This window comes from uncultured Ruminococcus sp., from assembly GCF_947301925.1.
GTDB lineage: Bacteria > Bacillota > Clostridia > Oscillospirales > Ruminococcaceae > Ruminococcus.
Window position 1 is genome coordinate 394,010 of record NZ_CAMYUE010000001.1, and the last position, 25,808, is coordinate 419,817.

29 protein-coding genes, 2 tRNA genes and 1 pseudogene are annotated in these 25,808 nt (G+C 45.3%); 5 read left to right on the forward strand and 27 right to left on the reverse strand.

The genetic code is table 11. The features are described 5' to 3' along the window. Nucleotides 1-71: 71 nt before the first annotated feature. Nucleotides 72-289: pseudogene (locus Q0Y65_RS01855) on the reverse strand (hypothetical protein). 356 nt (nucleotides 290-645) lie between these two features. Here Q0Y65_RS01855 and Q0Y65_RS01860 point away from each other — a divergent pair. Beyond that, the gene (locus tag Q0Y65_RS01860) at nucleotides 646-858 is read left to right on the forward strand and encodes a hypothetical protein (RefSeq protein ID WP_297956155.1); all 213 of its coding nucleotides are present in this window, start codon (nucleotides 646-648) and stop codon (nucleotides 856-858) included. Nucleotides 859-1,004: 146 nt separating this feature from the next. On the opposite strand, the gene Q0Y65_RS01865 is transcribed toward Q0Y65_RS01860, so the two are convergent. From Q0Y65_RS01865 to Q0Y65_RS01905, 9 genes are all read right to left on the reverse strand, one after another. Beyond that, entirely contained in the window at nucleotides 1,005-1,856 is an 852-nt protein-coding gene (locus Q0Y65_RS01865) for a CPBP family intramembrane glutamic endopeptidase (protein ID WP_297956158.1), read from the reverse strand. Next, nucleotides 1,846-2,559, reverse strand: a complete 714-nt coding sequence (locus tag Q0Y65_RS01870) for a hypothetical protein (protein WP_297956162.1) — start codon at nucleotides 2,557-2,559, stop codon at nucleotides 1,846-1,848. The genes Q0Y65_RS01865 and Q0Y65_RS01870 overlap by 11 nt, the downstream gene beginning before the upstream one ends. Further along, nucleotides 2,559-3,308, reverse strand: a complete 750-nt coding sequence (locus tag Q0Y65_RS01875) for an ABC-2 transporter permease (RefSeq protein ID WP_297956164.1) — start codon at nucleotides 3,306-3,308, stop codon at nucleotides 2,559-2,561. Before Q0Y65_RS01875 ends, Q0Y65_RS01870 begins: the two co-directional genes overlap by 1 nt. Next, complete coding sequence (locus Q0Y65_RS01880; RefSeq protein WP_297956167.1) at nucleotides 3,308-4,186, reverse strand: ABC transporter ATP-binding protein; 879 nt, start codon at nucleotides 4,184-4,186, stop codon at nucleotides 3,308-3,310. Before Q0Y65_RS01880 ends, Q0Y65_RS01875 begins: the two co-directional genes overlap by 1 nt. 1 nt (nucleotide 4,187) lies before the next feature. Next, nucleotides 4,188-4,562 (reverse strand): GntR family transcriptional regulator, encoded by a 375-nt coding sequence (locus Q0Y65_RS01885; RefSeq protein WP_028517880.1) that lies wholly within the window; start codon nucleotides 4,560-4,562, stop codon nucleotides 4,188-4,190. Between the two features lie 270 nt (nucleotides 4,563-4,832). Further along, nucleotides 4,833-5,291: a hypothetical protein gene (locus Q0Y65_RS01890; protein ID WP_297956170.1), complete on the reverse strand. Its 459-nt coding sequence runs from the start codon at nucleotides 5,289-5,291 to the stop codon at nucleotides 4,833-4,835. Between the two features lie 5 nt (nucleotides 5,292-5,296). Continuing rightward, nucleotides 5,297-5,851 (reverse strand): hypothetical protein, encoded by a 555-nt coding sequence (locus Q0Y65_RS01895; protein ID WP_297956173.1) that lies wholly within the window; start codon nucleotides 5,849-5,851, stop codon nucleotides 5,297-5,299. Beyond that, nucleotides 5,838-6,296, reverse strand: a complete 459-nt coding sequence (locus Q0Y65_RS01900; RefSeq protein ID WP_297956177.1) for a MotA/TolQ/ExbB proton channel family protein — start codon at nucleotides 6,294-6,296, stop codon at nucleotides 5,838-5,840. Before Q0Y65_RS01900 ends, Q0Y65_RS01895 begins: the two co-directional genes overlap by 14 nt. A 100-nt stretch (nucleotides 6,297-6,396) precedes the next feature. Continuing rightward, entirely contained in the window at nucleotides 6,397-7,425 is a 1,029-nt protein-coding gene (locus Q0Y65_RS01905; protein WP_297956180.1) for a lysylphosphatidylglycerol synthase transmembrane domain-containing protein, read from the reverse strand. 230 nt (nucleotides 7,426-7,655) lie between these two features. Here Q0Y65_RS01905 and Q0Y65_RS01910 point away from each other — a divergent pair, with 230 nt between their 5' ends. Beyond that, entirely contained in the window at nucleotides 7,656-9,380 is a 1,725-nt protein-coding gene (locus Q0Y65_RS01910; RefSeq protein ID WP_297956183.1) for a MutS-related protein, read from the forward strand. A 379-nt stretch (nucleotides 9,381-9,759) separates the two neighbouring features. On the opposite strand, the gene Q0Y65_RS01915 is transcribed toward Q0Y65_RS01910, so the two are convergent. Further along, on the reverse strand, nucleotides 9,760-12,258 hold the full coding sequence (locus Q0Y65_RS01915) for a glycoside hydrolase family 9 protein (protein WP_297956185.1): 2,499 nt from the start codon (nucleotides 12,256-12,258) through the stop codon (nucleotides 9,760-9,762). A gap of 402 nt (nucleotides 12,259-12,660) precedes the next feature. Here Q0Y65_RS01915 and Q0Y65_RS01920 point away from each other — a divergent pair, with 402 nt between their 5' ends. Further along, nucleotides 12,661-13,077 (forward strand): hypothetical protein, encoded by a 417-nt coding sequence (locus Q0Y65_RS01920; RefSeq protein ID WP_297956188.1) that lies wholly within the window; start codon nucleotides 12,661-12,663, stop codon nucleotides 13,075-13,077. 71 nt (nucleotides 13,078-13,148) lie between these two features. On the opposite strand, the gene Q0Y65_RS01925 is transcribed toward Q0Y65_RS01920, so the two are convergent. Then, nucleotides 13,149-13,811 (reverse strand): suppressor of fused domain protein, encoded by a 663-nt coding sequence (locus Q0Y65_RS01925; RefSeq protein ID WP_297956191.1) that lies wholly within the window; start codon nucleotides 13,809-13,811, stop codon nucleotides 13,149-13,151. A 203-nt stretch (nucleotides 13,812-14,014) separates the two neighbouring features. Then, the gene (gene spo0A / locus Q0Y65_RS01930; protein ID WP_297956193.1) at nucleotides 14,015-14,767 is read right to left on the reverse strand and encodes a sporulation transcription factor Spo0A; all 753 of its coding nucleotides are present in this window, start codon (nucleotides 14,765-14,767) and stop codon (nucleotides 14,015-14,017) included. A gap of 243 nt (nucleotides 14,768-15,010) precedes the next feature. Between spo0A and Q0Y65_RS01935 the strand changes: the two genes are divergently transcribed. Further along, nucleotides 15,011-15,095 (forward strand) — tRNA-Leu (locus Q0Y65_RS01935). A gap of 6 nt (nucleotides 15,096-15,101) precedes the next feature. Further along, nucleotides 15,102-15,193: transfer RNA gene (locus tag Q0Y65_RS01940), tRNA-Ser, on the forward strand. A 211-nt stretch (nucleotides 15,194-15,404) separates the two neighbouring features. Here Q0Y65_RS01940 and Q0Y65_RS01945 read toward each other — a convergent pair. The 14 genes from Q0Y65_RS01945 to Q0Y65_RS02010 form a co-directional block, all read right to left on the reverse strand. After that, nucleotides 15,405-15,662: a hypothetical protein gene (locus Q0Y65_RS01945; protein ID WP_297956196.1), complete on the reverse strand. Its 258-nt coding sequence runs from the start codon at nucleotides 15,660-15,662 to the stop codon at nucleotides 15,405-15,407. A gap of 13 nt (nucleotides 15,663-15,675) precedes the next feature. Continuing rightward, nucleotides 15,676-16,212: a M23 family metallopeptidase gene (locus Q0Y65_RS01950; RefSeq protein ID WP_297956199.1), complete on the reverse strand. Its 537-nt coding sequence runs from the start codon at nucleotides 16,210-16,212 to the stop codon at nucleotides 15,676-15,678. Between the two features lie 63 nt (nucleotides 16,213-16,275). Next, a complete protein-coding gene (locus tag Q0Y65_RS01955) occupies nucleotides 16,276-16,578 on the reverse strand; it encodes a sigma factor-like helix-turn-helix DNA-binding protein (RefSeq protein WP_109725472.1) in 303 nt (100 codons plus the stop codon). Nucleotides 16,579-16,580: 2 nt separating this feature from the next. Further along, the gene (locus Q0Y65_RS01960) at nucleotides 16,581-16,874 is read right to left on the reverse strand and encodes a hypothetical protein (protein ID WP_109725473.1); all 294 of its coding nucleotides are present in this window, start codon (nucleotides 16,872-16,874) and stop codon (nucleotides 16,581-16,583) included. Further along, a complete protein-coding gene (locus Q0Y65_RS01965; protein WP_297956204.1) occupies nucleotides 16,874-17,296 on the reverse strand; it encodes a holin family protein in 423 nt (140 codons plus the stop codon). The genes Q0Y65_RS01960 and Q0Y65_RS01965 overlap by 1 nt, the downstream gene beginning before the upstream one ends. Next, entirely contained in the window at nucleotides 17,289-17,633 is a 345-nt protein-coding gene (locus Q0Y65_RS01970; RefSeq protein WP_297956206.1) for a hypothetical protein, read from the reverse strand. Before Q0Y65_RS01970 ends, Q0Y65_RS01965 begins: the two co-directional genes overlap by 8 nt. Before the next feature lie 10 nt (nucleotides 17,634-17,643). After that, nucleotides 17,644-19,515 (reverse strand): phage tail spike protein, encoded by a 1,872-nt coding sequence (locus Q0Y65_RS01975; protein WP_297956209.1) that lies wholly within the window; start codon nucleotides 19,513-19,515, stop codon nucleotides 17,644-17,646. Beyond that, on the reverse strand, nucleotides 19,515-20,249 hold the full coding sequence (locus Q0Y65_RS01980) for a dockerin type I domain-containing protein (protein ID WP_297956212.1): 735 nt from the start codon (nucleotides 20,247-20,249) through the stop codon (nucleotides 19,515-19,517). The genes Q0Y65_RS01975 and Q0Y65_RS01980 overlap by 1 nt, the downstream gene beginning before the upstream one ends. Further along, nucleotides 20,246-23,245 carry a hypothetical protein gene (locus Q0Y65_RS01985; RefSeq protein WP_297956215.1) on the reverse strand — a complete coding sequence of 1,000 codons (3,000 nt, stop codon included), beginning with the start codon at nucleotides 23,243-23,245 and terminating at the stop codon, nucleotides 20,246-20,248. Before Q0Y65_RS01985 ends, Q0Y65_RS01980 begins: the two co-directional genes overlap by 4 nt. 212 nt (nucleotides 23,246-23,457) lie before the next feature. Then, nucleotides 23,458-24,045, reverse strand: coding sequence for a Gp15 family bacteriophage protein (locus tag Q0Y65_RS01990; RefSeq protein ID WP_297956218.1), 588 nt, complete (start codon nucleotides 24,043-24,045; stop codon nucleotides 23,458-23,460). Beyond that, a complete protein-coding gene (locus Q0Y65_RS01995; protein ID WP_297956220.1) occupies nucleotides 24,042-24,419 on the reverse strand; it encodes a DUF6673 family protein in 378 nt (125 codons plus the stop codon). Before Q0Y65_RS01995 ends, Q0Y65_RS01990 begins: the two co-directional genes overlap by 4 nt. A gap of 112 nt (nucleotides 24,420-24,531) precedes the next feature. Beyond that, nucleotides 24,532-25,041, reverse strand: a complete 510-nt coding sequence (locus tag Q0Y65_RS02000) for a hypothetical protein (RefSeq protein WP_297956222.1) — start codon at nucleotides 25,039-25,041, stop codon at nucleotides 24,532-24,534. 2 nt (nucleotides 25,042-25,043) lie between these two features. Continuing rightward, nucleotides 25,044-25,472, reverse strand: a complete 429-nt coding sequence (locus Q0Y65_RS02005) for a chloramphenicol resistance protein (RefSeq protein ID WP_297956225.1) — start codon at nucleotides 25,470-25,472, stop codon at nucleotides 25,044-25,046. Further along, the gene (locus Q0Y65_RS02010; protein WP_297956227.1) at nucleotides 25,469-25,804 is read right to left on the reverse strand and encodes a hypothetical protein; all 336 of its coding nucleotides are present in this window, start codon (nucleotides 25,802-25,804) and stop codon (nucleotides 25,469-25,471) included. The genes Q0Y65_RS02005 and Q0Y65_RS02010 overlap by 4 nt, the downstream gene beginning before the upstream one ends. Nucleotides 25,805-25,808 lie beyond the last annotated feature (4 nt).

Consider the following 25,808-nt stretch of genomic DNA (forward strand, 5'->3'; position numbering starts at 1 on the left):
ACAGATACAGCAAGCTATGTTATCATTATAGCGCGCATTGGAATATGATTCAATGCGCCGATTTTCCAAAGTTACACAGCCTGCTTCCCAGGTTCTTGTCGGGATCACCGAGGAGTTTTTCACTCTCCCGGATCATCAGTCTTTTCAGAATATCCGAAAGGCTTTCCTTTGAAGCAGGGTTGAACACGGTAGTCACCGTGTATAGAGTATGTCCGATCTTGTATTCGGACGTTGCGTTAAAAGTTGTCTCTGCCTTTTCTCTTTCTACGGCAGTAGTGTTATTATTCATAGCGATTACTCCTTAGCTTCTCTCTTTCTATGCTTTTAGAGCGAGGGGATTGCTTTCTATCTCTGCCCCTCTTTCTGTTTTTGATATAGCTGGAAGGAGCTTGGAGATAAACTCTGGCGACCGCTGCTGTTCCTGCAAACGAAGGTTGCTCATTTGAAGCATTGAGCAAAATATGAAAATCGCCGTCAGGGGAATTCCCGACAGCGATGAAATACGATATGTGCGCTATGTACCGGACTGGCTTTTGAAATTGCTGCGCCCTGCACAAGAATTATTACAATTATTCCGATATGCTGGACTCTTGCGGTATTATGGTATATACTGTATCTACAATATTGATTTGGAGGTTCACAGCTATGTTGAAAACACCTGAATTGGCAATGCCGAAATCAAACAGGGTCACTACCGTATGCAATGGCAAACGTGAGGTCTGGACTGACTACGAGGAAGCAAAAGCTTATTTCCTTGAAATGATGATGTCCACAGACGGCGAGGAGCATGAACGAGCGGAGTGCGTATACATTCAGCTCGCGCACGGGCTGGATGAGTGCAGTGACGAGGACGAATAAACGTAAAAAGCGGTCAGCCGAAATGGTTGACCGCTCTGCTATGCCCTGCGGCGAACGAAAATGCTCCTCAGAGTTGTTCGTGATAAATATGGAGAAATGTATCCGCTGAAATAACGCTCTCAGCACTACCGAGAGCGTTATGGTTGTTATGGAGTTTTTGGAGCTTTCTTTCTCTCATACAAGAGTAATGTCATAAAGCCTACCGCCAGCAAAATCATCGTAACATACTCAAACACACTTGCAATCATTCCAAGATCGGCGTTTTCAGGGATATTGCCCTGAGAAAGAAGTGACATTAGCGCAGTCTGGCTCATATTGAACATAAAATGCGCCACCACCGCAGGAAATACGCTATTCGTCTTTTTCGTCAGCCACATCAGAAACACCCCAAAGCAGACAAGAAGTATGAGTCTTCCAAAAGCTGTTTCCAGCGAATTGGAAAGCGTGCCGTATCCTTCAAGATAGTTTGCGATATCTATTGGAAAATGCCACAGTCCCCACACGACACCGCCGAAAAGACAAGTACCGACCGTGCCAAGCAGCGGCTCCATTTTCTGATTCATATACCCGCGCCAGCCAAGTTCTTCACCAAGAAGAGAGACAGAGCTTACAGCGGATTGTGCTGCAAGCATGAGTATGACTGCAAGAATATTTCCGAAGGTAAAGCCGCTGAGCCAATCGCTGTGTCCGCTGATAATTATGGGAATCAACTTAGACGCAGAAAAGCATATCAGCGGAAGTGCAAAAGCGAGCAGATACCACCTGAAATTTCTGCTGAGATTCAGGTGCAGCTTCATATCACGAAAGCCTTCTTTTGTTACCGTTCTTGTGATGAGGCTCGCGACCGCAGGCGACGCACAGAAAAGCTCTGCGATGAAGAAATAGAATGTCTCGGAGCTGCTGATAGGCTTTCTGAGAATAATAAGCAGAATACTGAACGCAAACACGATGAGCAGATAGATTGCAAGACGCTTTGCGTTTGCCTTTTTAGTGGTCATACTGCTCAACTCCTTTCAGATATACCCTGCACGAAATGCGGTACGACAGATAATAGATTACAAGCACCGAAACGGCAAAAACACCGAACAGCAGAGAAAGATGATCGCCGGTGAACAGCTTTTCGTATGCGTCAAATAATATCACACTTATATTGCAGAAATTCGTAAGTACCATTGCAGACAGAATGATTGCAAATACAAGTGAATAGATCAGCTTGATCAGGCTGCCCTTTTTGTTGCCGTAACGCAGCGTGAATGGGATATCTATGGCACGCAGAAGGAGCTGAAAGAAAATCAGCGGTAAGCCGATATTACTGATATCTCCGACCTCTGTGAGACCGATATCGGCAGCAATGGCACAGAATAACTCATCAAACATTTGCAGACTGAACAGAAACAGCAGTACCATACCGAAGATCATCTCATATTTCACACGAAGAAATCCCTTGAATCCGTCAGAGGTCGAAGTAATCCAGTAGCCCCACAGCTTGCGGTCATCGCCTTTCAACACCATAGTCTGAATGCCGCCGGCAAGCAAAAATCCGATGATCAATCCGAGCGAACGCCCATCATTGATATGCGCAGGATCACTGATACCATTTTTTTCGCTCAAAAGAAACAATAAAGGAAAAGCACCGCATATGAGCATTGAAAGAATAAACCAGTAGTTCTGCTTCCATTCTTTGTAAACCAGTCCAGTCATTACGGCTCTCTCCTTTCGCGTGACCTCCACATTATAAGGAAAAATAATACACATAAGACAACAAAAACGGCTAATATGCAAAGTGTTGTCTGATGCGATGTCAGAACAGACATGAGCCTGTTTAACTGTTCTTCCGAGAGCAGCGCTCCATCCTCAGTAGGCTTCTCAGTTTTATTCATACCGGGGAACAAGCCAAAAACTCTTAACACAAAACCAGCACCGAAAAATGCAATTACACCTATTACTTTAAATTGGTTTTTATCATTTGCAAACATCACGATATAGCTGTATGCGATATCGATCAGCATCACGGCACAAACAGCGCCGAGATAAATATTCAGCATAATACCGAAAGCGTTAAAATCTGCTGCAATCGTATATATCAAAGTAAAGGTTCCTGATAACAGACCGAAGAACAGGATATAGCACAGCTTTACAAATAAATCGGAGATTGCCTGTTGTTTGGCTGTCGGCGGCAGTACAAAGGAATATCGTTTCCAACCAGAATTTATATCTGCTTTCTGCAAGCCGTTGTTTGTGCCTGCCATAAAGCCGCCTGTCAGGGAAACCATCCCCACAAAAAGCAGTACCATTTCCGCAGGCGATTCCTCACCGGGTTCGGAGAAGCCGCCGAGCATGATTGGTGTCAACATCAGCAACGACAGCAGAAGAAACAGTATCAGCATAAGGATACAGCGTTTGCGTGTCAGCTTTAATTCACGATATATCAGCGATCTGTATAGTTTCATCACGACCACTCCTTCATATCACGGTGGACATAGTAAAGCATAATGTCATCAAGGCTTGCGGGATCGATCACGTACTCACGATACTTGTATGAAACATTCTCACGGTTAGTCACCATTACCTCGGCACCGAAATCATTAGTGCGAATGCTGACAATATCCTCATTGTCAATTTCTTTCAGCTTGTCCTTACCGCACTTGAGAATACCGTGCTGTTCGATGATCTCGTCCTTATAGCCAGTCAGCAGGATCTTTCCTTTGTCAATGAATGTCACCATATCTGCTATCTTTTCAAGATCAGAGGTGATATGTGAGGACATCAGGATAGAGCGCTCTCCGTTTTGCAGATATTCCATGAAGATATGCAGTATCTCGTCACGGACAACGGGATCAAGTCCCGTTGTTGCCTCGTCCATGACAAGAAGCTCAGCATTATGGGACAGCGCACAGGCAATCTGCAATTTCATTTTCATACCTTTGGAGAACTGACCTATCTTCTTTTTCTGTGGTAGCTGAAAACGCTCAATGTATTTCATATATGCATCGTTATCCCATTCAGGATACATACCTTCGAATATCTTAGCCATATCCTTTGCATTGAACACATCATGAAACGGTAGCTCGTCAAATACCACGGCGATGCGCTTCTTTATCGCAGTTTCGTCCTTTATATGGTCAAGACCGAGCAGACGTATCTCACCACTGTCAATATCCGTGATATGTAGCAGACTGCGGATAGTTGTGGTCTTTCCCGCACCATTCTGCCCAATAAAGCCCATAATACATCCCTTAGGTATATCAAAGCTTATATTATCCAGCGTAAAGCCGTCATATTTCTTGGTAACGCCCTTGATCTCAATAGCGTTTTCATAGTCATTCATATTATTCCCCTCCGTTAACAAGGTCGAGCAATTCGTGAAGTTCCTCCATTGTGACGCCTATCTTGCGTGCTGAATCGCCTGCTTCCATTAGCAGAGATTCTATACGCTTGATCTGCTCTTCACGATAGAGCTCCAGGTTCTGCGCCTTTACAAAAGAACCTTTTCCAGTATAGCTTTCGATAAAGCCATCACGTTCAAGCTCTTCATATGCGCGTTTTGTTGTCATAAAACTGATACGGAGCTCGGTTGCGAGAATTCGCATAGAGGGCAGAGCTTCGCCCTCTTTGAGTTTTCCCTCCAGTATCATAGTCTTTATCTGGTTAGCTATCTGGATATAGATAGGCTCACCGGATGAGTTACTGATGTTAATATTCATTTTTAGTGTACACTCCTTGTGGTTATATAACTTTACCTGCTTTCCGGACAGCAAAGTCTAAATTGTATAACTACCTTTTATACAATTATATCAAGTATGTTACATTTTGTCAAGGGGTTTTTGAAAATAAAGCAAAAAACAGGAAGATACCTCGAAATGAAGTATCTTCCTGTTTGATTGTTATAGCCTGCTGTATAGGTCTTTTATTATAGTTGCTCTAAAACTTCTATATTAGCGCACACCTTAACGTATCAGCCTTTTCTTTTTTGCTTATTTATCAGTTTTCTTGTAATTCTTGTAGCCAAGCTCGTCAAGCTTGTCCGTAAGCTCGTCCACTGTATTCTTTGCGGCGGTGTCGTCAATTTCTATAATAATCTGAATACTATTATCTTTTCCCGAAACTGCTTTTTCAATGTCGTTTACTTCAATTATACTATTGTCAATAATGATTTCGTTTTTTTGAACCGATATTTTCAGAGCTTCTTCGTTGTTGTCCTTGGTATCCTCCCCTGATTCTGTAGGCTCATTTTTATCAACTTTCTCTGAAATACTTGTATCATTTTTTTCTTTTCCATCTTTGTCATTTAACCCTGGAATGCCAAATCCTTTGAAATGGAGCAGCAATAGAATAAGTGCTACGATAACAGGCAGACCTAAAAATGGAGCAACTCTTTTTTTCTTACCTTCAACTTCAACTTTTATGATTTTATTTTCTTTTTTCTTTTTCATTTTAATTACCTCGCTTTATTAGAATTTGTAAAATAAAAACCCGAATATTCTCGCTGAAGGTCTTCAAATGCGTCATTGATCTTTCTCACAGCTCTTGCTGTTCCGAACTGATCTCCATCGTAATTCAGCATACAAAGGAATGTATCATCATCTGAAAATTCCGCTTCATTCAAAATATCTTTGACCTTACTATTAATATCGTCAGTTTCGTATGAATTGATCTTGTCAAGAAAATCTTCACCATATGATATAGTCAATGTCCAATTATCGCTGTTGCCGTCTACTTCAAGATCAAATCTAAAAAATTCACCTCTGTCAAATGCATTTAGCGCCTCCTGGTTAGCAGCAGCATTTTTATCAATTGCTTTATTTCGTTCTAATTCACGAACTGCTTGTTCATTCATTTCTTCTTGTTCAACTATAAGGTTATTGTACGTCTCTTCCAGCTCTTTAGCCCTATAATTATACCCCATTGTACTATTTATAACAAAAAAGAACAAAATAATCATTATTACATCAAGTAGTGGAGTAAAATCAAGTATAATCTCACGTACTTTCATTTCCAACCTCTTTTTTTATATATTGCGATAATTTTTTTATACTATCTTCAATATATGTAATAATGATAGCATTAACTACCTTAAATGCTATTGCAAAAATAATTCCCCAGGTAGTTGATGTCAATGCACTTAAAAAATTCTTTTGGGAATTATCAATTTCATTTTCACTCCACATATCTAAAAGCAAAAGCGCTTTCACAGTACCATACATACCTAAAAGAGGAAAAATAGAAATAATTGTTATGAAAACAGTATAAAAAATGCTTAAAATATAATAATTTGCCTCTACACTTTTTTTGTTCTTATCAGTAGAATAGTCGATTTTTTTTGTTACAAAACTCAATACAAATGAAATAACTCCACAGACTAATGCAATTATCGCCCACCACAGTATATAACTATCATTTGAAGTTATACTGTCCCATAATTTTGACCAGAAGCTCATCATTATCACCTCACAACTTATTATACAGCATAAAAACGCAAAATGCAAGATTTTTACCCAAATTTGGCAATAAAAAACTCCGCGCATTGCGGAGCGGATATCATTGTTCGTTTTTTTCTCTCTTTTCTTTCTTTATGTTCATGATATGAGCTGCGAAAGTGACTATCGCTCCGATAAGGAGTATCAGATAGAAGGTCAGGCCGCGGCTGATAAGGAGCGCAGGCTTTACCAGTGTATCTCCGAATATCCCGCTGAACGCCAGCAGGAAGCAGCCTTCGGATATTCCCGCTGCACCGGGCAGAGGAAGCATCTCCACCGCAACAGCAATTATTATCTGGAGCGTTAGTATATCAAAAAAGGTTGTGCCGCTGAGGCCATAGGCCTTGTATACTATCCATGTCACCGCAAAAAGGCATATCCTCTGGAGTGCCGTCATAATAAAAATCCTGAATACCACGGCAAGATTCTTTTTTATGTAGTCGGCGCCCATTGCGTAGGTATCGCATATCCTTATGATCTTTTCCGTGTACTTATCCTTATGTTTGCGCTTTATTACCCTGAGCTTGGACAAAAGGTGAACCGCCTTTATACCCAGTGCTCTTGCCCATATAGGCTTGATGAAAACAAGGAGCAGCAGTGATATGAAGATAAGATTCAGAGCAAAACCAAGAACGATGAGCCATTTCAGGTCACCTGCATATGTCCTGACTGTATCAAAATTGAATATCATAAACCCCAGTGCAAGCAGAATGAGCACGGATTTATACGCGATAGTTATAATAAGCATTATCAGCGTTGAATAGCCTATCTTTATCTTATCCTTTTTCATATGGTACATCTGCATTGGCTGGCCGCCTGTGGAGGACGGGGTGATATAGCTGAAAAAGAAGCCGATAAATGAATACTTAAGGCACCTGAAAAAGCTGGTCTTCTGCTCAAGTATCCTTAGCATATAATGTATTATCACCGACTCTCCCGCCACAAACAATATGGCTGCGGCAGCGCCTCCCGCGATCCATAGAGGATCAGCGCTCCTGAGATCCCGTATGATCTCGGGCAGCTCCTGTTCCTTGAAGATCAGGCGCAGGGTAAGCAGAGTTATTATGAAGATAAGACCTATATTCAACACATATTTAAGTATTCTCTTTATTAATGTCACCCCCGCGGTCTTGAAAGAGTATTATACAGTTACTTATCTTAAATTATAGCATATCAATGTTCCATTGTCAACACAAATCCCCTTTTTACTACAATATTCCGCTTTTTGTACTGTTATACGCTCTCCTTGACAAAAGCGGTGATATAGACTATAATTATATCATCCAATAACCATCAGAAAAACTGATTACGAGGTGAAAAATGAAGGAAAAAGCCATTTTCAGCATACTATCTCCCCTGAATGAGGACACGGAATACAAGCAGCTTTCAACAACCTCCTGCCACGATCTGGGACTCGATACAATATGCAATGAACTGTCAGACGATCCCAAAGAGCGTAACCTCATTATGAATATAATTTCAAATATGACCTGCGATCCGAGGGTCGCAGAATACAGACAGGAGGTATTCAGCGATATACTCAAGCTTCCCGAGTTCAGGGAGCATATGTCAGAACTCTTTGACAAGTTTGAATTCATGCGGAACTTCGGCTCCGCTCACAGAGAAATGGACGAGAAACACAGTCTATGGCATCTCCTTCACAGACTTGACGAACTGAGTGACTACATAAAGTGCGTTGAAGCCATGCGTGAATGTCTTTCCGACGAAAGGATAACCTCCGAAGGCCTCACGAACTTCAGAAAGTATATCGAAACTTTATACAATGATGCCTGTTTTGCCGAAATGAAAAAGGATATCATAGAACTCAAGAAGAAAACCTATGATATCCAGAGCGTTACTATCGGTATCAATGTCAACGAACGCTTCGAGGCTGTAAGCATGGGACTTGTCTCCATCAACAACAAGCCCTTCAAGAAATCAGGTATCGTCAGCAACTTTGCCGACGCTATCGCGTCTAAAAACAAGATACAAAGCGGTACCGACTGGGACGGAGATATGCGCTATCATCTTGTGGAAAAAGAACATACAGAAAGCGTCTTCAAATTCATTGAAAATCTGGGAGGCTTCATGGCCGTCAGAAATACGCCCTTTGTGGACGGAAGGATAAGATCTACTCTCGTTAACGCTCCCGACGGAAACGGTGTAAGCAGCTCCACATTCTATCTTGACGGCGTTCTTAACAAGATGCTGGATTCAATCGTAAGGAAGCTCCGGGATACCCTGTCCAAATATGCCGATATAGCAATAATCAACATATCACAGATCATTCCCGAATTCATTTACTATATCAGATTTGCGGAGTTTATCACCAGATACAGCAAAAAGGGCTTCACATTCTCCGCTCCCGAGCTACTCAATCACGCAGACACCTCCATGGACACCAGGGACGCATACAATCTGAAGCTCGCTCTAAACTCGGAGAGCATGAAGGATATAGTCGGCAACGATCTGATCTTCGACAAGGAGCACACGATCTATATCCTTACAGGCGCAAATCGCGGCGGCAAGACTACTATCACACAGGCAATAGGTCTTATGTACGTTCTTGCACAGGGCGGTATCTCCGTACCTGCCGCATCATTCCGCTATCGTCCCGCTGACTGCGTATATACTCACTTCCCTGCCGACGAGGATAAGACAATGGATCTTGGCAGACTCGGTGAGGAATGTGTCAGATTCAGGGATATTTATTCGCAGTGTACCGAAAACAGCCTGCTTCTCCTTAACGAGACGTTTTCAACTACTTCATTCGAGGAAGGATATTATATCGCAAGAGACTCCGTCAAGGCTCTTTTACAGAAAAAGGTCAGAACGATATACAACACTCATATGCACAAGCTGGCCTCCGACGCAGAGGAGCTCAGCAAAAATGCGGAAGGTGCCGGAATATCGTCACTTATAATGAAGAACGACAACGGCAAAAGGCTTTTCAAGGTGGAAGTCGGCGCTCCCGAGGGTTCTTCCTATGCAAGGGATATTGCAGAAAAATACGGCGTGACCTATGAAATGCTGACAAACAGCTAATAAAAAAGCTCTCTTTACCGTGGTGCTTATATAGGAGTTTATGCGTAATTATCGGGGAAAAACCTTTCTGAGGAAAGGTTCTTTCCCCGAACCCCTTTTCCAAAGACTTTATAACTGAATTTAGCCCGTGCAGGGCGCTCTTCACAAAATGTGAAATCCGGTAATAACCGGGAAGCGCCCTGCACGGGCTAAATTTAATGCTAAAAGTTTTAGGAAGGGAGTTTGAGGGTGACTCCCCGCAGTGCGGGGAGATGTCACGCAGTGACAGAGGGGACGCGCCTCCGTCAGAGGAACCCTTTTTCAAAAGGGTTTCCCTCAATATCACCCACAAAGCTGCTATATGAGTATAGCGGTTAAGGGAGCTTTTTTATTTATACTATTATGCGGGAAGGTTGCCGATAAGTTTCAGCAGATACATCTGTATAGTAAGAGCATCATCGCTGGTGAGTCCGTCCTTGTTGCCGGTAACATCGCCGTTAGCCTTGCCCTGGCCGGTAAGATGGCGCTCATCTGATCCTGTAAGTCCGTACTTGTTGGGATTTGCAAGAGCCTGCATTATGAGTATTGCGTCGGCAAGCTCAACAGTTCCGTCACAGTTTGTATCTCCGGGAGTTACCATATCATAGGTAACATCGGGAGTTGATGTAGTTGTAGTAGTGGTGGTTGTTGAGGTCGTAGTCGTTGTGGTGGTAGTCTCTGTAACAGGACCAGAAACAGTTGATGACTTCTCCGTAAGAGTGAGAAGATATGTCAGAGGAGAATTCCAGTAAATAGTTATCTCGTTTGTGGAATAGCTCTCGGCATTATCAATGAAGCACTTTGCAGCAGGATTGTCGCGGCAGTATGCCTTTGCTGCACTATCCTCGAGATTCTGGTTAACGCCGCCTGCAAGCATTCCCTTCATTGCCTTTCCTACAGCCATTGAAGGACGGTGGTGAGGATGCTCGGGAGATACTGTACCGTAGCCTGAAACAAAGCAGGTACCAACAGAGTTTGTACCGAGGAGATAATTGAGCTGAGACTGTGCAGCCTTGCCATATGAAGCGTCATCGGTAAGCTGCTCAGCAATACCGCAGATTATACCTGCATTTGCAATGGTCATGTTACTGCCCCAGTTGTACTCTGTAAGAGCGTCGCCGTAGCTTGAAGCCTCTGAATTCTTTACAATATCGTCAGCCTGCTTTAGAACGGCAGCCTTTGCGTTCTTATAAACTTCTGAATCCTTGTCGGCATTTTTCATTGTGAGTATAGCGATATTGCCGTAATCGCCCACTGTTGACCAGTCAAGACCTGTATATGCCTTGCTGACGCCTGCAAGATACTTCTCATCGCCTGTTGCGCGGTACATCTGTACAGCTGCCCAGTAACGCTCGTCCTTGTCTGTCCTGTCGCCGTATTCGCCTGTAACGATCTCCTTGGGATTCTTGAACAGGAAATCAGGATTGGCTTCAAGCCATGCCCATGACTTTTCGGCAGCAGCCATACATTTCTCCGCGAAATCCTTGTCGTACTTCTCATAGAATTCAGCTGCAAGAGCCATAGAAGCACAGAAATCGGCAGTTGCTGTCGAGCTGACGGGTGTTACATAAAGAGGAGCTGTCTCGGCAGTAGGCATTATATAGCCGGGGAATGTCTCGCAGCTTACCTTATGGTATGCACCGCCGTCAGCAGCCTGCATCTTCATCATCCACTCAAGCTCGAATCTTGCCTCGTCGAGCACATCGGGCACGTTGTTTCCGCTCTCGGGTATACCGATATTATCACCGTAAAGCTCTGGCTGATCCTGATACGCATAGAGCAGGTCTGCAACAGCCTTTGCAGCAGGAACCACATATCTTCCGTAGTCGCCTGCGTCATGCCAGCCGCCGCTGACGTCTATCTTTTCATTTGTTCCGTAGATAGTAGCTTCCTTTGTATGGCAGGCTTCATGGCCGAACTCCTCGTCCTCTACCTTTACGCCGCAGCGCTGGAGATAAAGCATTCTTACGCTGTCGTCGAGAAGGTTTGAATAAACCTTGTCGCCTATCTCAAATGTATAGGAGTTGTCAAGGCCTTCGCAGGAGATATAATACTTGCCTGCGTCCTTAACGCTTGAGAAGTCGCCTGTCCAGTCGGTCTCACCTGCTAATGTGTTGTTCTTTTCGTTTTCCAGCTTGCCCGTATAAACCTTTTCCTTGGTATCGGCATTTATAACGCTGAACTCTGTCTGATCGGTTACATCGCGGAATACAGCCTTCTTTACAGCGTCGGGTCTGTAGCCCACCTGATTGATGTTTATGGAAGGTGCATAGGGTTTGCCTGCATTGTAATCAACATTGCTGTCTTCAACAAGCTCGAGAGATACGTTATCGATGTAGATAGTATGCTCTGGCAGAGGTCCCTCAAAATCCTCCTGGAGACCGCAGTTGAATACCAGCTTTGCCATGATATCGGTATCCTGCTTCATGGTGAACTGATAATCAATAGTTTTGGGTTCGGTGGAAAGTGCAAGACCCTTCCATGTATAGGACTGATATGTACCGCCGTTCTGCTGTATCATACCTTCGATGTATCTTCCGATATCCGAATAGATATCATACTTCAGACGATAAACGCCGTTCTTGTACAGCGGAACGATGTCGTAGAATACCTGTACAGAGTAGTTGAGCCTTCCGACATCCGAAATGGTAAGCGCAAGCTTTCCGTCCTCTGCATGAAGATTGCAGACGCCGCCGCTTTCCTTGTAGATGCCCCAGTCCTGGACACCGTTTTCAAAGTCGGAGTTTGTGATCATGTTCTTGCCTTTCTCAGCAGGATGCGCGGATAACGGTACTGCGGTGACCATCATCGAGCAGGCTGCGATAGAAGCAATACACTTCTTCAGAACCTGTTTTTTCATAATAATTCCCTCTCATTCCGTGGATATACCACATTTTATACTTATATTCTATCAAATAGCAATGCTGAAATCAATAACATATAAAGTTTGTTATATAACATTTTGCGCATAACTTTTTGTGCTGCATAATTTTGCCATTATCATTGCCGAACCGCTGTAAATACAGCAATAATATATCATTATATTTTTGTTATCAGAAACAATATAACTTATTGCTTCTGAAATCCGCACAATATGTAACAAAAGGTTATATATTATATCCGTTATGGATATCAGTCTGCTATTCAGATACGTAATTTGATAAACTGCTTTTTCACCCGCTTATGTTGCATTTATCATTTTTCTGTGATATAATAGACTTGCAAATGCAATACTTCCCTATAAACATAAAGGAGTGATATAATGTTAGCCGATAAGGATACATTTGATAAGATCGAAAAATCACTTGCCAAGCAGGGCATAATCAAGGATTTTGAAAAGGAAAGCGGGAAAATAAAGGCACGAATGATGATAACGCTCGGAGAAGTCCCCGATGAGCTCAGAGAACAGATCACCCTTGAGGACGGCGATCATTTCTTTATCGGTTCATTCGATATATTCGACACTTCCGTAGGTATAGTTTTCAATCCCAAGGAAAAAAAGGCTAAATCAGGAGTTTTTGTCAACGGTCAGGTTGACGGGGCAGCTGCTCCTTCCAACGAATGGCTGGAGACTTTTCTGCGTACACTCAGGAACTACGTCAGAGCAGACGGCTCATTCGGAGTACCCATGTTCACCTTCTGCTCCAAAAATGACGACTTCACCATCGTCCCCTCTTAAAGCAAGCAATAAACACACGGCCGCTCATGAGAGCGGCTGTTTTATTTGCATTATGTCATATTCCTGCGATGTCAGAGCACAGACGCCCTGTTGTAATCGGTAAGATCACTGCCCAGCCTTTCATAGAGCTCCGGAACCTTGATCTGCTTTTCCCTGAGAGCAAGAAGCTCTCTGTCAGTACAGCCGATGAACTCCACGAAGTCAACACGGCCGTTTGGAGTGCCGATAGACGGTATATCCGTATCAGCAACAGTAATAAAGCCGGTAAGACTGCTCTGCTGATGAAGGTCTATGCCCGTTGTCTGCCCTGTGTAGAGATACTCGTTAGCATAGAAGCACTCGCCATGCTCAAAGGTAAGCCTTGCGATCTTTTGCAGTATACCGCATATGCAGCGAAGCTCCCCTTCCTCATCGGAGGGTGAGATACAATCCTTCTTCAGCTTCAGTGTGAATTCCATTCCGTAGCCGCTGATCTCGGGATCATCGGTCTCCTTTTCAAATATCTCGCTGAGCCCGTATGTAACAAAATGATAATACTCCCCTGTTTCATAAATGCTTATTCCTGTAAGCGGATCGTCACCGCCCAGCTCCCAGGGTATAAGAACTCCGTAATGCTTAGGATCCTTCTGGTCGGGATAAATCTTCTCAAAAGCGGCTGTTATAGCGTCCCATCCCTTTGTATCGGTCTTTTCAAACTCTACAGTCTCATCTCCGTTGTTTTCAAACAGGCTCATCTGCGTTTCACTCCTTATATATAATGTATAAAATATATCATAATATGCTTTATAACAATTATACATGAAAAAACTGATATAGTCAACAATTTCCGTAATATAAAAAAGCATCAGCTGAGAATAATTCCCTACTGACGCTTTAATAAGGATAATATTTATCTCACAAGCTGAAATGTTGCATTCAGAGATCAGCTATGATATAATCATAGTGAGGCTTTTTTCAGTTTCAGACGTATCCTGTCCGTGATAAGAGCTATGAATTCAGAATTTGTCGGTCGTCCCCTGTAGCTGTCTACAGTGTACCCGAAGAATTCATTTATTACATCTGAATTGCCTCTGTCCCAGGCTATTTCTATTGCATGCCTTATGGCTCTTTCAACTCTTGACGATGTTGTATCATATTTCTGAGCCACGCTCGGATAAAGAAGCTTGGTCACGCATTCCATAAGCCTCCCGTTTTCTACTGCGCAGAGTATGGCTGTACGCAGATAATGATAGCCCTTGATATGCGCCGGAACTCCCAGCTTCTGGATAACATCCGTGACAAGTATCTCCGTGTCGGCACAATCAGACTGAGGCGGCCTCTTACATATGGATTTTACAATTGACGGAAGCTCCTGAATATCAAAAGGCTTCGTAAGGAAATATGAAGCTCCGTTCTCAATAGCCTGTCTCTCGATAAAGCTGTTGTCAATATCTGATACAACGATAAATGCCGGAACGCTTACAAGCGCTTCCCTTACCTGATCTATCAGCAGTATTGCGTCTGTATCAGGCATGGTAAGGTCAGCAATTACCACATCAGGCTTATCATTGAGAATGGAATCAAGTATCGCTCTGCCATTGTTTCTTCGGGTGTAAGCGATCATGCCGCTTTCCCTCAGCTTTGCTGCTACTTTTACTCCGTTTGATGCTGAATCGTCTCCGATCAATACTTTGATTCTTTCATTTTCCATGATAGGACTCCTTTTCTTTTTTACTACAATAACTATTTTACATCATACGGAAAAGGAATACAAGGGGTATTTTCAACGCAAATTGTCGAAAATCAAGACAAAATGTTTTTTTGTATTTATTACTGATAGCATTATGTATCAAGCCATTTTGTTATAACATAATCCAATAATTGTAATAATATAAATTTATATCTTTTTCTATTGACATGGCCCCGTGTTTGTAGTATAATAGTAAAGTACTTTGCGAGTGTGCTGGAATAGGCAGACAGGCACGTTTGAGGGGCGTGTGTCGAAAGACGTATGGGTTCAAGTCCCATTACTCGCACCAAAGTATGGACAGATGGCTGAGCTGGTCTAAGGCGCACGACTGGAACTCGTGTGTACGTTAATAGCGTACCGAGGGTTCGAATCCCTCTCTGTCCGCCAAATATAGCCGCTTGTGAGATAACTCATGGGTGGCTTTTTTGTTACGTAAAATGCTACTACGACACTTACTACGACACTTGTACCTTGTTTTTCTTTTACACTAATCTTATCATACAAAACTATACCTTTTCAGTTTCATAGTGTATCAAGATATACTATGAAACAAAAAAAGCTCTAAAGCGATGTGCTTTAGAGCTTTTTCAATAATTTGTTATACGGCGGCTTCCTCTTCCTCAGGATCAGGATCGTAGACCTCACAAGTTGCCTGGTTTACCCATTTGCCTTCACTGTTAAGCCCCCAGAAGTCACCTGAGGAGATCTCCCATGCTATTGACGCCGTTGCGAGGATTTTACCCGTTAAATCCGCAGGCGCAGGGAGATCCTCTTTTGCATCAACAAAAAGCTCTGCACGCATTACGGAAACGCCTGAGTCCGAGCCAAGATACTCTTCTTTATAAATTGTAAGCATAAGCAGTCACCCTTTAGTCGAGCAGGCCGCTGAACTTGTGGTCGTCCACAAGCACGTCATCAATGAAGACTCTGAGGCGGTGCTCCTTTTTAGTCAATGCCCCGATCGGGTCTGGTTCGTTTTCCTTCGGACGGTACCCGTCGTCATAAATGCCATTCTCGACATTCGGGATACCCGAGATGTCACAGACGTTAAGAAACGTACCGGGGCTCATGCTCGTCCTTACGCAGTAGTGGCAATGGCTGCCTGTACTGTATCCTGTGCTGCCCTCGACGCCGATAACGTCTGTGATTGTTACCTTGTCTCCGACTTTGCACCTGATCTCAGACAGATGACCATAATGATAGTACCTACCATTGGACTTAATAACAACGTACTGACCAAAACCCTGAGAATGGTTGGAAGGATTTTCCCAATTAGCATATACAACCTCTCCTGTCGCTGTCGCGTGAATTTCTTTCGAGTCCAGACCGACGAGATCCAGACCGTCGTGCTCCTTGCCTTTAAACTGCTGGGTTACTTTGAACCTGCCCATATACGGTGAGTTCATTACTATACCTCCTTTTAATTACGCGCGTGTTTTAGTTAACGCACGCTGCGCGTTAGACGTGCGTTAAAGCCAGTAGCGCATGACTTTTTTAATCCGGGCTTCAGCCCGTTTGATCGTTCCATAAACAGCCTGGTGAGAGGTGCCTAAGTACGCTCCGATCTCCTCATAGGTCATCTTTTTGTAGTAGTAAAGATAGATGACCCTTTTCTGACTGTTCGTTAGTTCTCCGTCGATCACACGACGAAGGAGTTTTTTCATCGCTTTCCCTCTCTCCGCTAAGTCGTTTCCGCAGGTCAAAGCGATTATAGACTCATCCTCAAGACCGACATAGTAGGCTTCGCAGTCTACTCTTTTCTTACGTCCCATTATTAAATGCTATACGAGACCTGCTGATGCCACGAGCCGTCCTTGTCCATGCGAACAGCGGACCCGTTTTTTACCATAACAGCGAGAGAGCCCATATACAAATGGTAACCTGAGAAGCTGTCGGCATTAGGTAAGTCATTCGAGTCGTTTACAATCAGTTCGGCATAAACGTGTTTTATGCCATTAACCTCTTTGATTACCTCCCATCGACGGACGAGCACCGTGTCGCCAAGGGGCTGATTGAGACCGCTGAGGGTAAGATCATCCTCAACATGAAATCCGAAAGCTGTACCCATTATTCTTTATCCTCCTTGTTATCATCATCGTCATCGTTCTTGCTGCGGAGCTGCGCAAGAATAGCTTTCAGCTTTTTGGGGAGTGGGAGTCCGAGCTCCGCAGCGTTCTCTAATATGCTGATGCCTTCATTAGCAAGATAGAAGCCGATAACAGTATCGCGGCAGACATCACCGCTGCCGAAAACGTACACACCGAGGATGTGCCCTACTGCTACCAGAATAAGTATGAAGACCTTCTTTGCTATGCCCTTAAAGCCTACAGCTGAGGAAAGTTTTTTCTTGCTGATCGCGACGAGAACGCCTGTTATGTAGTCGAATACCATGAAGGCTATCAGCGCGTAGAATAATCCATTGAAGTCACCCCAGATGAAGCCTGCGATGCCTGCAGCAACAGCAGAGACGACCTGTATGAACTTAGTCATTAGCATCACCTCCTGCTGCGTGAACATATACATCGCCCCTAAGCTTGTCATAATGGTTTATGCCATCGGGGGCTCTCAATGAGAAGTGCATTTCGTATAAGCCCTCGCTGAGGCCTTTGGTATGCGCACTTGTCAGCTGCACCTTATACGTTCTGTCATTTACGAGAGTGCATTCTACGGATAGCACTTCCTCTACGGGATTTGTTTTCCTCGCAAGGATAACGAACATTCGAGTACCACGCAGATCCATGTTTGCTTCAACAACGAATGTTTTGAGGGTATCGCCTGCGGTAAACTCCATATCGGGGAGCTCATCATAAAACTTTATTGACTGCATAGCAACCTCCTTATACATTTCCGTGATACATATCTATCTGAAGCTGCAAGCTCTTGATCATGCTCTCAACAGTTACATATGCGCCGTTCTCATTCTTATAATACAAGTGATTGCAATAAATATCGCCGCTCGTCGAATTGAGACTGATATTGACATTGCTTCCGTTGTAAAAGAAAAGTGCACCTGCCTGGCCTATGACCTTACAATCAATGTCAGTGTTCTCAAGCTTCCACTCAAGTGGGGATATCGTATGTATCCAGTCCGTATTGTACTGATCTGAGTGGTGACTCAATGATATGACATCATAAGACTCTGAGTTAGTTTCGATGTCAATGCTGCCGCCTGTTATATTGATTGCCGAAGCGCTTACAGTGCCGTTAGGAGAAACATGAAAAGTGCCGCTGCCATTGTTGATGTCAATGGCTTTAGCTGTAACAATGCCGTTTGGATCAACGTGGAAGCCGTTGCCATTCGTGATTTCAATACCTCGCAGGACGCCAGCTGTTATGAAGTCAGCAACGATAGCACCGTCCATTGTCATTGCAACGCTGTAAGGACCGCTATAGCCATTGTTACTGTATCCGAAGCCTCCCGAATTCCAGCGCCAGACCTTGGTTGCCGTTTCCTTGTTCGGTGTGTCCATTATAAGGATCTCGTTTCCGTTTACAACGACATAACCGTTAATACCTGCCTCGATAAGTGCTGTGGCAGTTGCTTTTGCAGAGGCGAGTATATCAATACGCTGCTTCGGCAGCTCGTATTCGATGAGGCTTGCCGTCCTGGTAGCGATAGAGGTAATGCTTTCCGCCTTGTCACCAATCTGGACCTCAGGTTTGTACGGCTTAAATATATCAACGGAGCACTTCATCACCCTGAGATCCTCGTCGAGTCCAATGATATCATGTTTGAAGTGATAAGTATTGCCTGCTCTGATGCAGAGCTGAGAGTCGAGCTGCTCATTAAGGAGAGACAGATCAAGCACCTGTGCAGCATAGCCTTTCTTGACTCTGTTATTATTCGTGAGGTACTCCTGTCCGCGCTGCTTAAGGTTTGATGCAACTGTGATATCATCGAAGGTAACAGTACCCATTATGATGCCGTACTTTGCTATGGCAGCAGCGTCGTCGATGTACGGAAGTCCATCGTTGACCTCTGAGATCGTAAGCCGTTCCGAGGTTTCATCGTTGAGCTGTGCTCCCAGAGGGACGAGCCTTGTGATGATATTCGACGAGTCAGTGTCAACGCTGAGGGAATAAATATTTTTTGCAAGCTCCACCGTTGTATCCGACTTTACGCCGTACTGGTGCAGGAAGTCAAGAACGAGAGCTCCGTTCACCTTGCGTATCCTTATCTCTCCGCCGATACGCTCGATGAGGTTTACCTTTATCTCTTCGAGGGTATTTCTGTAGGAGGTTGTCTTGCTGTTGGTGTTATCGCCTGAAAAGTCGCAGGAACCGAGGGTAATATGCTTCTCCGTAGGCGTTACGCTGTTGTGGTAGTCGAGCAGAGCCGTGAGGAACTCAGTTACCGTTGAGCTCTCATAATGATGATAGGGCTGAATACTGTCATTTAGATAGGTTAGATAGCCCTCGCAGCTGCATGACTTGTATACCTTGCCTGCTGATGTAACATCTTCTTTGCTATGGATAAGAGGTCCCTCGAAGTCGACCTCACCGGTCTTGTCATTATGTATAGATATGATAGTTGTGCGGTCGTGCAGCTCGTTATAAGCAGGATTGAACGCAGGAATGTTGAAGCTGAACCCAGGGATCGCGTTGACCTCGTCTGCAAACTTGCCTGCACTCAGTCTATTCGTGCTGTCGGGGTCGTTCGCGTGGATAACAGATGTACTGCTGCCGTTAATCGCTGATATTGTATACATTAGTAAACTTCACCTCCCGTGTGGAAGTAGTCATTAAGGTAAGCAGCCCACGCAGCTTCGATGCTCATGCCGTCGTATGGGCTACTGGTCTGTGATAGCTTTGTGTAGAAATTGAGTACCATAGATGCGTCAATAGAGTCTATCTTGCCGTCCATGTTTGCGTCCGCAGCGTGGAGCTGAGCAGGGGTGAGCCCTGTATCCAGAGGCGGCGTGGCTGACAATGCAGCGTAAGCGGCAAGGATAGCAGATGAGTCTATGGCGTTGACCTTACCGTCGCTATTAACGTCGGGGATAGTGACATTAGCCGCGTTATACTTCATCTTATTAGGATTTGGAAGTATCTCGGGCGCAGCTTTGAACGAGACTTTCAACGTATATACTCCGTGCTTCTCAGAGCAGTCAACGTCTGGCTCTCGGACGCAGAAATGATAATTCGGATAGTAGTCATCATACAGGTCGAGGCTGCCGTCCCAGTGAAGCCAGTTGATCAGGCTTATTACTTTGTCCTCAGCACGCTCGATGTGACGTTCTATGAACTCAAGCTCATAGGAGAGCTTGCGCTCTCCATAGCTTTTTTTACCAAATAGCGAGTCGAAATTATATGTAACATTGCTAAAGGGGACGCGCTCAAGGTGTTCGTCCTTTGGCGCGGAGCCGATGTTGCGCTTGAGCATTTGCAAACCATAAGCATAGTACGTATGCTTACCGTTCACAGTAAAACCTTTTCTTTTCACGTCGTCACACCTCTCTTCTTCATCTGAACGCGGAGCCCCTGTCTCTCGTCGATAGCCTCGTCAACAAGGTCAAGCACGCCTTCAGCGACGATCTCCTCGCCGACTATAAACTGAGCTGTGAGAGACCTTAACTGCGGCTCTGAGCTCTGCTGATTGCTGTTATTCACTGTATTGTTGTAAGTATACTGGTTATTAATGATGTCCGATGTAGCACTCGGTGCTGCGTCTGACCTGTCAATAAGTATCTGCTGCGCTGTCATAGCAGTCAGAGCGTCGTTCGTGACTATCGGCTGCGGTGCTGAGCTCTTAAGTGGATCCGTATCGAGGTTCGGAGCAGGCGCGTCTGGTTTTTCAGGTTTAGGTATATCGGGTATATCAATCTCAAGCTTCGGGAGCTTTATCTCAGGCACATCGACCTGAAGCTCAGGCAAGTCTATCTCAGGAACGTCAACCTCAAGCTCAGGTAAGTCGATGTCGGCGACCTTGACCTGCAGCTCTGGAAGCTCCGTGTCAGGAATATCAACAGCAAGCTCAGGAAGGCTAATGTCGGGCACGATCACATCGAGCTCAACTGGTTCGATGTTGGGTACCGATACCTCAAGCTCTGGAAGCTCAGGCAGTTCTGCGGCAGGATCGATGATGTCGATGCCAACCTTAGGAGCGCCGAGGTCAAGATTCGTAAGAGCCTCCCTTGCGTCCTCAGCTATGGTCGGCAGCTCGTCCATGAAGCCAACGCCGACACCCTCTGCAAGGTACTTGCCGACGCTGTCACGCATTACGCGCGAAGGGGAGTTGATACCAAAGGCGGACTTGAAGCCGTCGATAATGCCGTCAGCAAAGCCGAAGATCTTATCCTTGATCCACTGACCCATGTTCTTGATACCGTTCCAGATACCCTCGACGATGTTCTTACCTGTCTCAAGCATCTTGCCAGGAAGTTCCTTGATCGTATCGACAATATTATGGAACATATCCGACGCGGCATTTTTCGCCTTTTCACGCAGTTCGAGGCCCCAGGAAATAACGTGCTTGATAGCAGCGGTCAGGTTGTCCCATATCTTACCGGGGAGCTCCTTGAAGAATGTAACGATATTATCAAGGAAGTCCTTCGCAGTCTGGCGTGCCTTTTCCCGCATCTCCAGAGCCCAGGAAACAATTTTACCGATTGCCTCACCGATAAACTCACCGATCTTGTGAGGCAGGTCCTTGAAGAACTCAACAATACCGTCAAGGAAATCCTTTGCGGTCTGACGCGCCTTTTCTCGCATCTCGACAGCCCACTGCGCTACCGAGACAATGATGTTCTTGAGGAACTCTCCTATCTTACCGAGGAGCTCTCCGAGGCCAGTTACGAGCGCGACAAGTATCTGAGGAATGGCTTCGACGATCGCCATGAACATATTGACCGCGGCTTCCAGTATCTGCGGAATAGCCTCGATCAGAGCCTCGACGATCGCAACGATTATTGTAGGCAGGTTCTCAACAAGAACTACGATAAGATCAGGAAGTGCTTCAACGATCGCGTTGAATATGTCAGTAATACAGTCAAGTATCTGAGGTATCGAGGATATGATCGTATTGATCAGAATAGGGATAAGATCAATAAGAGCCTTGCATATCGTAGGTGCTGCGGCGACTATTGCCTTTGCAAGTGATACGATGATGTCAAGAGCTGCCTGCACGAGTATAGGCAGGCTATCTCCGATAGTATTGACAAGTGCCTGTATTACCTCTGCGGCTGCCATAGCAAGCGCAGGGGCGTTTGCAGCAATAGTGCTTGCGAGATCTGTGGCAAAGGTCTTTGCCATATCAGCAATATCACCAATATGCGATGATATGCCGTTAAGCAGCGTTGTTAGCAGCTGCGCTCCGAGGTCGAGCAGCTTCGGTCCTATGGTGAGGAGCCCCTCAAGGAGCTGCATACCTGCGTCAAGTGCAGCATCGGCAAGTGCAGGGGCGTTGTCGACCATACCCTGCACGAGCGCGTCCACAAGTGATACGCCTGCCTCGATGAGGTCGGGGATATATTCAGTAAAGCCTACAAGAGCATCAGCAATGACGCCGCTCATAGACGTTACGAGCTTGCCCATTCCGCCGAGGATAGTCTCGACTCTGGGGAGTATATTCTCAGCAGCTGTCGCCGCACTCTCAACAAAATCTGTTGTGAGCTTCTCAAAATCCTGTTCATCATCAGCAATGCCGACAACAAGGTTGCTCCATGCTGATTTCATGGACGCAACGGATCCGCTTATAGTTTCAGCTGCTTCTTTAGCAGTCGTGCCGGTGATACCCATTTCGTCCTGGATAACATGGATAGCCTCGACAACGTCCGCATAACTTTCTATGTCATAGTGTATTCCGGATATGGCTTCTGCGTCTGCGAGCAGGCGCTCCATTTCCGACTTGGTGCCGCCGTATCCGAGCTTAAGGTTGTCAAGCATCGTATAATTCTGCTTGGCAAAGCCCTGATATGCGTTCTGAATGCTCTCCATTGAGCTTCCCATTTTGTTGGCGTTGTCCGCCATATCGACGATAGCCTTATCGGCAACCTCTGCCGCTTTAAGAGTATCACCGCCCAGGGAAGCAATGAGAGCTGCGGAGAACGATGTAACCGTCTCCATGTATTCATTCTGCGAGAGGCCTGCTGTCTTGAATGCCTTAGCAGCATTGTCAAGGACATCAGACTGAGCTTGCAGAAGCTTATCATATTCACTCCGAGCTGCGTCAACAGACTTTCCTACACTTGCAGCATATTCCTCAAGGCTTCTGTCCTGAGTGCCAAAAAGCGTTGATACGCCGCCTGTTAGCTGCTCGTAGTCAGCGTATGCGTCAAGCGCACTTTTACCGAGGGCAACCATTGCGCCCGAGGCTGCGGTGACAGCTCCTGTGACAAGAGCCATGCCTTTCTTTGCAAAGCTGCCTATCTTTTCTAAGCCTGCGCTAAAACCGCTGTCATCAATTTCAGTGTCAAATTTCAGTGTGCCGTCAAAAGCCACAACAATCCCTCCTTATGGTGGATCGTGCGGCTCAATGGCTCATTGCACTTGTTTTCCGTTTACTATTTTGAGTTCAAATTCCTTCTTGCAGCCGCGAGTGCATTTGATATGCACTCCGCTGCACTGGGCAGTGTTATCATACAACACTGTTTTCGCGCCGCAGTGAGGGCACCGAGCCCACATACGCTGCAGCGGCGGTAGTTTCAGATCCTTCATATAAAACCTCCGAAAGCCGCGCCTATCATATCGTCCTCACATTCGTAAGGTATTGCGATGCTGCGTTGGATCCGAGCAATTCGTGCGCGTTCCTTATCGTCCTTGATGCTGCCGAGGTTAACGCCTCGATACGCCATACGCTTCTGGCATTGAGAGTCATCGGGGAGAGCTGCGAATAAACATCTGAACTCCCACCAGTGCAGGTACTCAATGCTGATAAGGTCTATGCCATAGTAGCGGCGGAAGTCTCCGAGAATAAATCTTGAGTCTATCCGCCAGTCAAGCACAGGCGGTTTTATAACAGTATCATCAACGTCGTCAGCTGCTTCGTCATCGTCAGCATCGGGCTCAAGCTCACGGGCATAATAAAAATCAAAGAGAGCGTTCACGGTTTTACCGTTTATTTTCTTAGGCCGTGTCTCGAACCAATCTGACAGCAGATAGACTTTGTCGCGTTTGCTGACGTCTGGATCGCGCATCAGGTCTGCGAAGCGAAGCCAGTCCCGGAAGTCGGTTAAGATCGGATACTCCTCACCCTCAACCGATATGTGCTCCGGGAACGGCTCGTATAACGCATTTATCATTTTTTCTTAGCGCGACGCTGCTTTCGATTAGGAGCGTATTTTGTAAGGCGTTCAGCTCTCTGCTTTGTGTCAGCTTCAAACTGCGCGTGGGCGAAATCAAGGAAGCTGTAGTATATCTCCTCGTATGCTGAGATACTGGTCGGCACGCCTTCAAATACCTGATCCGACGTGCCTTCGCCGAAGATAGTGTCGAACAGCTTTTTGAACAGTCCGCAGCACGCACGGATCCTTTCGGACGCTTTGCCGTCCTTAGGGATCAGCTTTTCAGCTGCTTCCATGTTCTCAAAAGCGTTCTCGTAACGCTCAACAGTATCGGCATCGGTAAGATCAAGCTCGAAGCTCTTGCCGTTGATCTCCCATGTCTTCTGGCTCATAGGCTCATTCCTCCATTAATTAATCTGTCTGAGGCTCGTCCTCGGGTTCTTCCTCGGCCTGCTCCTCAGAATCATTCTGTTCTTCGGAGCTGACTTCCTCAGCTCCGGCTACCTAATCAACTGCTTCCGTGAATGTAACAGTCTGATAATCGTCAGATGTAGCAGCGGTGCCCTTGATGAGCTCGCCCTTACACTTGAAATTGCCGCTGTAAGTGTATACGTTGATGTTGTCGCCCTCAGAGTTCGGGATAACCGCAAAGTCTCTCTTGTAGGCCTCGTTGGTCTCTGTATCAACGATGATGATAGGACGTACTGCGTCATCGCCGAGAAGCTCATCATTGGTGATCTTGATGATGTCCTCCTGGACGGGAAGATCTCTGTGCTTGTCGAAGGCGTATGCGATGCTCGGGTTGTAGCCCATGACATCTGTAACGCCGAAAGGCTCGTCAACGTACTGTCTGCTGTACTCGATAGGGTTCTGTGACTTAGCGAGCTGCGTGAACTTCTTCATTCTGTGGAATGTCGTAGTTGACGTTGCTGCACCGCCTGAGGTCGTGGTTGTTGTTACGCCGTAGAATGCAACGATCTTATGACGCTGCACAATTGTAGGTGTACCAGGCATTTTTATTCCTCCTCATAAATTAATCGAAGCTGTATTTGATAACGTGCCGTTTCTTCATCAGCAGAAAGGACGTAACCCCTTGTAAGCACTTCGAGACTTACAGGGACTTTGTTGCCGCCAAGATCGGGGAGTGCCCCGTTATCGTTGTTCTGTTCTATCCACTCCTCGAAATTCTCATAGAAATGAAGATTTTCAATGCAAGTGTTGACATCTGCCTCGAAATATTCTCGACTGGCAAAAACAAAAAGGAACTGCTTGACCTTTTCACCGTCAACATATTCCTTGTATACCGGATTGCACGGTACTGCCTCGACGGTATATTCTACGGGCTTATTGCCCAGATAATCAATAAGCAGGCAGCAGTTCTCTGAGAGATCGGGGAAAGCGCTTATATAGTCCCGAATGCTCTCGATTATAGGCTTGTTGCTCATTTCGGCTTATTCAGTCCTTTCAGTATATCGTCTTTATGGTCAGCCTTCATGCGCTCTAACCAGTATTTTCCGCGATTATGCCCAGAGTGGCCTTTATTAGTGTAATACTCGTGCCTTGCCTTAGGCTCAGTGTTAATAATAAGCCCCGGCTGCGCAACCTTATGTGCTTTGCTCATCTTACCACGATTTTTGAACCGCTTATGAGCTATCGGGGTGTAGTCAGGCAGGTACTTCAAGCACTGCCCGTCTATATAGTCCTGAGCTTCAGCGATGTTTTTCTTGGATCTGCTCTCAAAATCAGATGAGAACACAAGCCCTTTGAAATTCAGCATAGCA